This is a genomic window from Pseudanabaena biceps PCC 7429 (genome assembly GCF_000332215.1).
GTDB classification, from domain to species: Bacteria; Cyanobacteriota; Cyanobacteriia; order Pseudanabaenales; family Pseudanabaenaceae; genus Pseudanabaena; species Pseudanabaena biceps.
The window spans coordinates 1-7,314 of record NZ_ALWB01000259.1 but is presented as its reverse complement, the minus strand read 5'-3'; the positions used below and the strand labels follow the sequence as shown (position 1 = coordinate 7,314).

9 protein-coding genes are annotated in these 7,314 nt (G+C 43.2%); 3 read left to right on the top strand and 6 right to left on the bottom strand.

Features of this window, described 5'->3' with window-relative positions:
- Window positions 1-73: 73 nt before the first annotated feature.
- Complete coding sequence (gene rpmA / locus PSE7429_RS20180; RefSeq protein ID WP_009629204.1) at window positions 74-361, bottom strand: 50S ribosomal protein L27; 288 nt, start codon at window positions 359-361, stop codon at window positions 74-76.
- Window positions 362-442: 81 nt separating this feature from the next.
- Window positions 443-772, bottom strand: coding sequence for a 50S ribosomal protein L21 (gene rplU, locus PSE7429_RS20175; protein ID WP_009629203.1), 330 nt, complete (start codon window positions 770-772; stop codon window positions 443-445).
- 297 nt (window positions 773-1,069) lie between these two features.
- Between rplU and trpD the strand changes: the two genes are divergently transcribed.
- Window positions 1,070-2,116, top strand: a complete 1,047-nt coding sequence (gene trpD, locus PSE7429_RS20170) for an anthranilate phosphoribosyltransferase (RefSeq protein WP_009629202.1) — start codon at window positions 1,070-1,072, stop codon at window positions 2,114-2,116.
- Window positions 2,117-2,751: 635 nt separating this feature from the next.
- On the opposite strand, the gene upp is transcribed toward trpD, so the two are convergent.
- Window positions 2,752-3,402 carry a uracil phosphoribosyltransferase gene (upp, locus tag PSE7429_RS20160; RefSeq protein WP_009629200.1) on the bottom strand — a complete coding sequence of 217 codons (651 nt, stop codon included), beginning with the start codon at window positions 3,400-3,402 and terminating at the stop codon, window positions 2,752-2,754.
- A 655-nt stretch (window positions 3,403-4,057) separates the two neighbouring features.
- On the bottom strand, window positions 4,058-4,330 hold the full coding sequence (locus PSE7429_RS25485; RefSeq protein WP_009629199.1) for a hypothetical protein: 273 nt from the start codon (window positions 4,328-4,330) through the stop codon (window positions 4,058-4,060).
- Here PSE7429_RS25485 and PSE7429_RS25480 point away from each other — a divergent pair.
- Window positions 4,311-4,586 carry a hypothetical protein gene (locus PSE7429_RS25480; RefSeq protein WP_144052550.1) on the top strand — a complete coding sequence of 92 codons (276 nt, stop codon included), beginning with the start codon at window positions 4,311-4,313 and terminating at the stop codon, window positions 4,584-4,586. The genes PSE7429_RS25485 and PSE7429_RS25480 overlap by 20 nt on opposite strands.
- A 57-nt stretch (window positions 4,587-4,643) precedes the next feature.
- On the opposite strand, the gene PSE7429_RS20145 is transcribed toward PSE7429_RS25480, so the two are convergent.
- Both PSE7429_RS20145 and PSE7429_RS20140 read right to left on the bottom strand, forming a co-directional pair.
- Window positions 4,644-5,210: a hypothetical protein gene (locus PSE7429_RS20145; RefSeq protein WP_009629197.1), complete on the bottom strand. Its 567-nt coding sequence runs from the start codon at window positions 5,208-5,210 to the stop codon at window positions 4,644-4,646.
- On the bottom strand, window positions 5,207-6,298 hold the full coding sequence (locus PSE7429_RS20140; RefSeq protein ID WP_009629196.1) for a sensor histidine kinase: 1,092 nt from the start codon (window positions 6,296-6,298) through the stop codon (window positions 5,207-5,209). Before PSE7429_RS20140 ends, PSE7429_RS20145 begins: the two co-directional genes overlap by 4 nt.
- A 320-nt stretch (window positions 6,299-6,618) precedes the next feature.
- Here PSE7429_RS20140 and PSE7429_RS20135 point away from each other — a divergent pair, with 320 nt between their 5' ends.
- On the top strand, window positions 6,619-6,885 hold the full coding sequence (locus PSE7429_RS20135; RefSeq protein ID WP_009629195.1) for a hypothetical protein: 267 nt from the start codon (window positions 6,619-6,621) through the stop codon (window positions 6,883-6,885).
- Window positions 6,886-7,314: the final 429 nt, after the last annotated feature.

Sequence of the window (7,314 nt, the reverse complement as noted above, 5' to 3'; positions counted from 1 at the left end):
GCAAGGCTTTTACTTTTGGGCTTTTAAAATTTGCCAGCTTAACCCGAACTGACGTTAATTAATAGCAAGTCGCTTAAGCAACTTCAGCCTCTGCAACTTCTACGGCTACAGGAGCGTATACGCTAATTTTCTTGCGGGTTTTGCCAAAACGCTCAAAAGTAACCACGCCATCGACGGTGGCATACAATGTGTCATCGCTACCGCGACCAACATTGTTGCCAGGGTGAAACTTAGTGCCACGTTGACGAACGAGAATGCTGCCAGCTTTAACAACTTGACCGCCGTAACGCTTTACACCGAGGCGCTTAGCATTAGAGTCACGACCGTTTCTTGTACTACCTGTACCCTTCTTATGTGCCATTTTGTGTTTATCCTCTTAATGATTAAAAGATGCAGAAATAAATGAAACTACGCTCAATTTATTTCTGGTTAAGATTGGTTATTAAGCAGCCTGACCGCTAAGATTAATCGCTTCAACCATGATCCGAGTCAAGGGCTGACGGTGACCGTTCTTTCTACGGGTTTTCTTTTTAGGACGCATTTTGTAAACGATTACTTTTTTCGCCTTCAGATGGCGCATGACGGTAACTTCTACACTGGCGCTATCAACTACGGGCTGACCGATGGAGATATCACCGTCCATATTGACGAACAAAACTTTATCGATGGTCAATTTACTGTCTGGTTCGGCTTCGAGAAGCTCAACGTCATAAAATCTGCCGACTTCGACGCGATATTGCTTACCGCCTGTTTCAATGATTGCGTAACTCATGGTGTTTAAATATTCAGTAGATGCCGTACAGGTATGGGGAAATCAGCTTTACCTAAGTTTCACCAATTTTTCAAATAACCCGATCCGAGCATGAAAGATCGTGCGATCTATAACTATACATGAAATCACAAAATAAGGCTCACATTTTTTGCCAGTTCAACCCGAACTGACGTTATTTAAAACCAAAAGCAGAGAGCGTACCGCCCGCTACGCGGGCGGTACGCTCTTCTAGGTTTTAAGTTTACTTATGCTTAGCTAATTACCTAAGTATAGTAAACTGCATTAATTAAGGGAATCATGGAGCAAAATTGGTCTCAACTACTAAAGCAACTTATTGATGGACAATCCCTAGCCAGCGAACAGGCTACAACTTTAATGCAAGGTTGGTTAGAAGGGGCGATCGCTCCCGAACTATCGGGAGCGATTTTGACGGCTTTGCAATGTAAAGGAATTGAAGCTTCAGAATTGGCAGCAATGGCGATGGTATTGCAATCTCAGAGTGAGGGGCAAAAGTTTAATCAGCAGTTAAGCACGATAGTAGATCGCTCTAAACCTTTGATTGATACCTGTGGCACTGGTGGTGATGGAGCTGCGACTTTTAATATTTCCACCTCTGTGGCTTTTGTGGTGGCAGCCGCAGGTGTCCCCGTCGCCAAACATGGTAACCGTGCGGTTTCTAGTCGTTCGGGATCGGCAGATGTCCTAGAAGCGATCGGGCTTCATCTGGCGACAAACACAGACAAGATTTATGAAGCTTTACCTGCGGTAGGAATTACTTTCCTATTTGCGCCCAGTTGGCATCCAGCGATGAAGGCGGTCGGCGCAATTCGCAAGAACTTAGGAATCCGCACTATCTTTAACTTGATCGGACCTCTTGTTAATCCTCTGTACCCTACAGCGCAGGTTCTAGGCGTTTACCATCGCAATCTTACCCATACCGTTGCCGAAGCATTGCGTCTGCTTAATCTTCAACAGGCAGTGGTTTTACATAGCCGAGAAGGTATGGATGAAGCTGGTTTAGGCGATTTGACCGATATCTCATTTCTCAGCAATGGTCAAGTCACAGAAGAGGCGATCTCTCCTCAAGAATTAGGATTAACCCATGCACCAATTGAGAGTCTTAAGGGTGGAAATGTGCAAGAAAACGCTGATATTCTGCGTGCAGTGCTTCAAGGCAAAGGTACTCAAGCCCAGACTGATTGTGTTGCCCTTAATAGTGGGCTAGCCCTCAGGATTGGCGGTTTAGCAAGTACGTGGGCGGAGGGGGTCAACCTTGCCTCAGAGATTCTCAAAGCTGGGGCTGGATGGTCAAAGGCAGAAGCATTAATTAATTTCCTGAAGTAAAGTCTGAAATAAAGAAGGAGACAACAATATCTGTTGCCTTCTTCTTTATGCCCTTTCTTGAGGCTTTTTCTTTATATAGCAATGTAATACCAATTCCCAAAATGGCAACGCCATTTTGGGAATCTCCAAACCTCATACCAAGTTACAGCAATTATCGATCAAACGAACCGCAGAAAAATTTTTGAAAGCTTTGCTTTGCAAAGCTTTCAAAAATTTCCTTGGTTTGGGTTTGAGTGCAAAGCGCTGTAAGAAATGGCTATACCATTTCTTAACTTGAAAACTCTTATACTCCCTTCCCACCAAAGAAATAGACATACAAAACCAAGAATTAGCGTTGCGGCGCAAAGCGCCGCAACGTCTAATTTTTCACTGGGAAGGGAGTACCGATTCCCAAAATGGCATTGCCATTTTGGGAATCTCAAAACCTTACTGGGGTTGCTTTTTAATTTACTGAAGTGTTGGCTCACTTCAGTGAATTGGTATAGCTATAGTCAGTAATGTTAGAACAAAAATCAAACCCCATAGAGAGTTGCGGCGCTTTGCGCCGCAACTCTCTATGGGGTTTGATGTCCTGACTTAAGTGAATATAGCTATATAAGGGATAGCTGGAACGAATCAACCACCCAAAGATGATTTTAAGTTCCGAAAGAGCGATCGCCTGCATCACCCAATCCAGGAACGATCCATCCTTGCTCGTTGACAACTTCATCAATACAGCCCGAATAGATCTGCACCGCAGGGAAATGTTGATTGATCAACTGCAAAGCAGGTGGGGCGCAAAGTGCATTAATGATCCGAATTAAAGAAGCGTCCGCTCCTCTTTCTGTAATTAATTTCAGGGTGCTTATAATCGACCCACCTGTCGCCATCATTGGTTCAACGATAAAGATACGGGTTTGGGGGGCAAACCTCTCTGGCAAACGATTAAGATAGCAGCTAGCTTCGAGGGTTTCCTCATTACGCACTAAGCCGAGATGATAGACATTTGCTGTTGGCAATAGGGTTTGACAACCCTCAAGCATGGATAATCCTGCTCGTAAGATTGGGACAAAAGCTAGAGGAACTGCACTATCAATCAATTGCCCTGCGGTAGTTCCCAATGGAGTTTCGATATTTACTTCTTGCACGGGTAAAAACTCACGTACTGCTTCATAGGTAAGCCATTTACCCATTTCAGCCATCGCTGTGCGGAATAAAGGGACTGGTGTATGTTTTTCCCGCGCTATGGTAAGCCAGTGACGAATCATGGGATGGGGGGGAACATATACGCGCAATTGAGAAGACATGAATTTACTGTAGAGTTTTAATATTGGGAAGCTAAAAGCTGTCCGTTCATAGGAAATTTTACATTGCTTTGGGTGTTAATAATTGTCTCTATAGCATCCCCACAGCGCTTTGCGCTTAAATCTAAACTAAGAAACTTTTTGAAAGTGTTGCTTCGCAACACTTTCAAAAAGTTTCTTTTGGTTCTTTTGATCGAAAATTGCTGTAAATCATTTATAGCTATATTCACTTAAGTCAGGACATCAAACCCAATAGATAGTTGCGGCGCGAAACGCCGCAACTATCTATTGGGTTTGCTTTTTGTTCTAACATTACTGACTATAGCTATACAAGGAAAATAGAGCTTCGACTTCACTCAGCCAATTTATCTCTATGGCTAACAATCAAGTTTGTACATATCCTACTCTTAACGTCAGTTCGGGTTAAGCTGGCAGATTTTCAAAGCCCAAAAGTAAAAGCCTTGCTACGCAAGGTTTTTACTTTTGGGCTTTGAGAAAGGATTTGCTACGCAAATCCTTTCTCAAAGCCCGTTTCAAATTATCCCGAACTCACGTTACTCTTAGGCTCTAAGTTTTAATCTATAATTACTAAGGCTTTGCTAAGGCTAAAAAATCTCCGTTTAAGGATTCATTCAATCTTTATGAAAAAATCACTGCTCTATAAGTTAGCGATCGCTGCTAGCGTTTCCTTTGTTGCTAGTTCCTGTACCCCAGCGACTCCACCTGCTGCGACTCTTAGTGCAACAGCATCCGCATCGGCTAAACCATCTGCGTCGCCTTCTACATCACCCGCTGCATCCGCATCGCCTTCTGCATCTGCCAAGCCATCCACACCCGCTGCATCTGCGTCACCTTCTACATCCGCATCACCCGCTGCATCCGCATCACCTGACGCTCCTGCAACTGAAAAGGTGCCTGATACTGTGCGCATCTCCGTTGTCAATAATAGCGGTAAAGTCTTAAATGCAATTTATATGTCTCCTCCCACCAATATCCATTGGGGAAAAAATGAGCTTGAAGCACCAATTCCCGATCGCGAAAAAGCTGATTTTGAGTGGAAGCGTTCGGACTATAAAGGAGCAGAGGCAGGTTGTTTATTTGAAGTTAGAGCAGAGTATGCTGACGGTAAGAGCACCGATCTAGAAGAAATTAATCTTTGCAAAACTCCAACTATCAATCTTAAGTAAGTCAATAAATAGAACTAAAGAAGTATCCTGCTTCGCGCAAAACTTCTTTAGTTCTATTTATTGAGTGGGATCGCAGATACGATTTTCATGATTCTCTTCTATGTCGGGAGGTATATCGATTGCTGGAGAAGGTGCGTAGACCTGGGGTAACGATGCACCTTCTAAACCCTTAGTAATTCGAGATGGAGAATAGTCGAGGGTGACAAAAAGGGGATAATGATATTCACCGCGATCGCTAATGATACTCCGATGTTTCCAAGGCAGTAGCCAATAGTATTCTTCCCCAAGCGTAACTTCCACTTGTCGCCAACGTTTTAATAGAGATGCATAGTCCTCATTGGGACGATGGATAAATACAAAAATCTCTTGACCAGTTTTTACTTTCCAGTCAGGATCGCACATAATTAAGGCAAGATCGCATTGTAGTTGCCCGTGACTGTGAGTCAGGTTAGGGCTCGTAAGTTGCACGACAGGAAAAGGGATCGAAATCAGGCTGTCGGTGGGACGACGCAAACTGGGAATTAACTCGAAATAGGGACGATATTCGCGTAGAAGGGAGATCGCTTCAAGGGGATTACTGTAATGACTGAGGAGCGTATCATATTGAAGTTGGTGATTACTCATAGGGCAATTGTAGGAAGATACACGAAGAAAGTAGAACCTTGCTGGGAGTCTAGGTTGGGTGACTTTACTAAGATCCGACCGTTATGGGCATTGATAATGTAATGGGATAAATACAATCCCAGACCGCTACCCTGTTTTTGGTGACTGCCTTGGCGAAATCTATGAAATAAAAACGGTTGTTCTTCTAAGGGAATTCCCGTACCTGTATCGGCGATCGCGATAACTGCCTCGGACGCATCTGCTTTTAGGCTAACATGTACACCGCCAGATTCAGTAAATTTCAAGGCATTACCAATTAAATTATTAAATACACGTAGTAACTCTAGGCGATCGCCCTTAATTTCAGCAATTTCACAAAGATTAGTCAGATCCGTACTAAGTTCGAGATTTTTAGAAATAGCGATCGGCTTTAATTCCTGTACGACTTGTTCGAGCAATTCCTTTAGATTTAAGGACTGGAGACTAATCGTTTTGCTGCCTGATTCGTAGCGGTAAACATCTAGCAGTTTATTTACCATTTCCAGTAAATTATGATTGCTGCGTCCCATGATGGTTAAGGCTTCATGGATTTCGGGCGAAATTTCTCCTAATACACCATCCTGTAAAAGTCCTAACATGCGATCCGCTGCTACTAAAGGGGTTCGCAGATCGTGGGTCAGTCGTGAAACAAAATCCTGTCTTTGACGATCGATGCGATCGCGCTCAGCAATACTATGCTTTAACCGCAGTAGCGATCGTACCCTTGCCAATAGCTCATTTGCTTCGATTGGTTTGCGAATAAATTCGTCTGCGCCAAGATCTAAGCCTTTGACAGCATTTGCGCGATCGTAGGCGGTGATTAATAAAATTGGAATAAACGGCAAGTCTTTCATCGCTCTGATCCGACGAGTCACTTCGTAACCATCCATCAGAGGCATCATCACATCTAATAAAATTAGGTCGGGTGGCTCTGCCCCAATAATTTTTAGAGCATCGTGACCATTTGATGATGTGACGATCTTATATCCTTCTTCTTCAAGAATTGTGCGAACGAGAAATAGATTGTCTGGAACATCATCGACAATTAGTAAACGGTCAGGAGATTTCATTCAAACGCTCAAACAAAACAGGATAGCTATATAGATGTTGTCATGAAACCGCTGTCAATGCAGTCATCCTGATGATAGAAATTATGGCTGTTACCAACAAAAGAAAATAATTTTGCCATAGGTAAAATGAGAGCCCTAACCCTTTATCTTAATCATTTTGGGTAAAGTAAGTACTTCAGCATACTTAAAATCCAGATCTAAAACCTGCGGCGCAGCGTGCGCCGCAGGTTTTAGGGTTTTATATTTAACCCAAGTTGCTACCTATGGTAACAAGAAAAAAAGCTGCTACAAAGGACAAAATCCGAATAGCAGCAAGAAAAATGAATGATGAAATTGTAGCGATTGATTGCCTGTGTGATGACATTCTGCGAGCGATGAATCAGCAAGGGAATATACAGCAACAGATGAGTGATGCCGAAGTAATGACCACAGCCATAGTTGCGGTTCTGTATTTTGGAGGAAATTTTGAGAAAGCAAGAAAAGAGCTCTCAGAGCCACAATACATCTCCAAAATGCTGAGTCGGAGTCGCTTCAATCGCAGACTCTATAGGGTTAAACCGATGCAATTGATGTTATTGAGTGCCTAGGACAAGCATGGAAACAACTGAACACCGAATGGTTTACAGCATTGATAGTTTTCCGATACCCGCTTGTGACAATCCCTAAAAGGGTTTCAGAGGTTTTGAAGCCAGCCAAAGACCTAACCGACTAACCAATCACGCGATCGCGTTTCAATCCCTAAAAGGGTTTCAGAGGTTTTGAAGCTTTTAGACACAAATCAAGTCATAGGTGCGATTCAGTTTCAATCCCTAAAAGGGTTTCAGAGGTTTTGAGAGCGTGTTTGAGAAGTTTTCTGGAGTCAAAAAGGTGAAAAAAAGCTCCCCAAGGTATAGCCTGTCAATATACAAAAACAAAGACAGCCTTATGGAAGCAACAAAGAAATCATACCCCACAGACTTAACTGATGATCAATGGGAACTGGTAAAAGAGTTGATTCCCGCCGCAGGAACAGGAGG

Coding starts and splice junctions, on each gene's coding strand:
- rpmA (WP_009629204.1), bottom strand. CDS start 361: ATGGCACATAAGAAGGGTACAGGTAGTACAAGAAACGGTCGTGACTCT.
- rplU (WP_009629203.1), bottom strand. CDS start 772: ATGAGTTACGCAATCATTGAAACAGGCGGTAAGCAATATCGCGTCGAA.
- trpD (WP_009629202.1), top strand. CDS start 1,070: ATGGAGCAAAATTGGTCTCAACTACTAAAGCAACTTATTGATGGACAA.
- upp (WP_009629200.1), bottom strand. CDS start 3,402: ATGTCTTCTCAATTGCGCGTATATGTTCCCCCCCATCCCATGATTCGT.
- PSE7429_RS25485 (WP_009629199.1), bottom strand. CDS start 4,330: ATGCGCACAGTATCAGGCACCTTTTCAGTTGCAGGAGCGTCAGGTGAT.
- PSE7429_RS20145 (WP_009629197.1), bottom strand. CDS start 5,210: ATGAGTAATCACCAACTTCAATATGATACGCTCCTCAGTCATTACAGT.
- PSE7429_RS20140 (WP_009629196.1), bottom strand. CDS start 6,298: ATGAAATCTCCTGACCGTTTACTAATTGTCGATGATGTTCCAGACAAT.
- PSE7429_RS20135 (WP_009629195.1), top strand. CDS start 6,619: ATGAATGATGAAATTGTAGCGATTGATTGCCTGTGTGATGACATTCTG.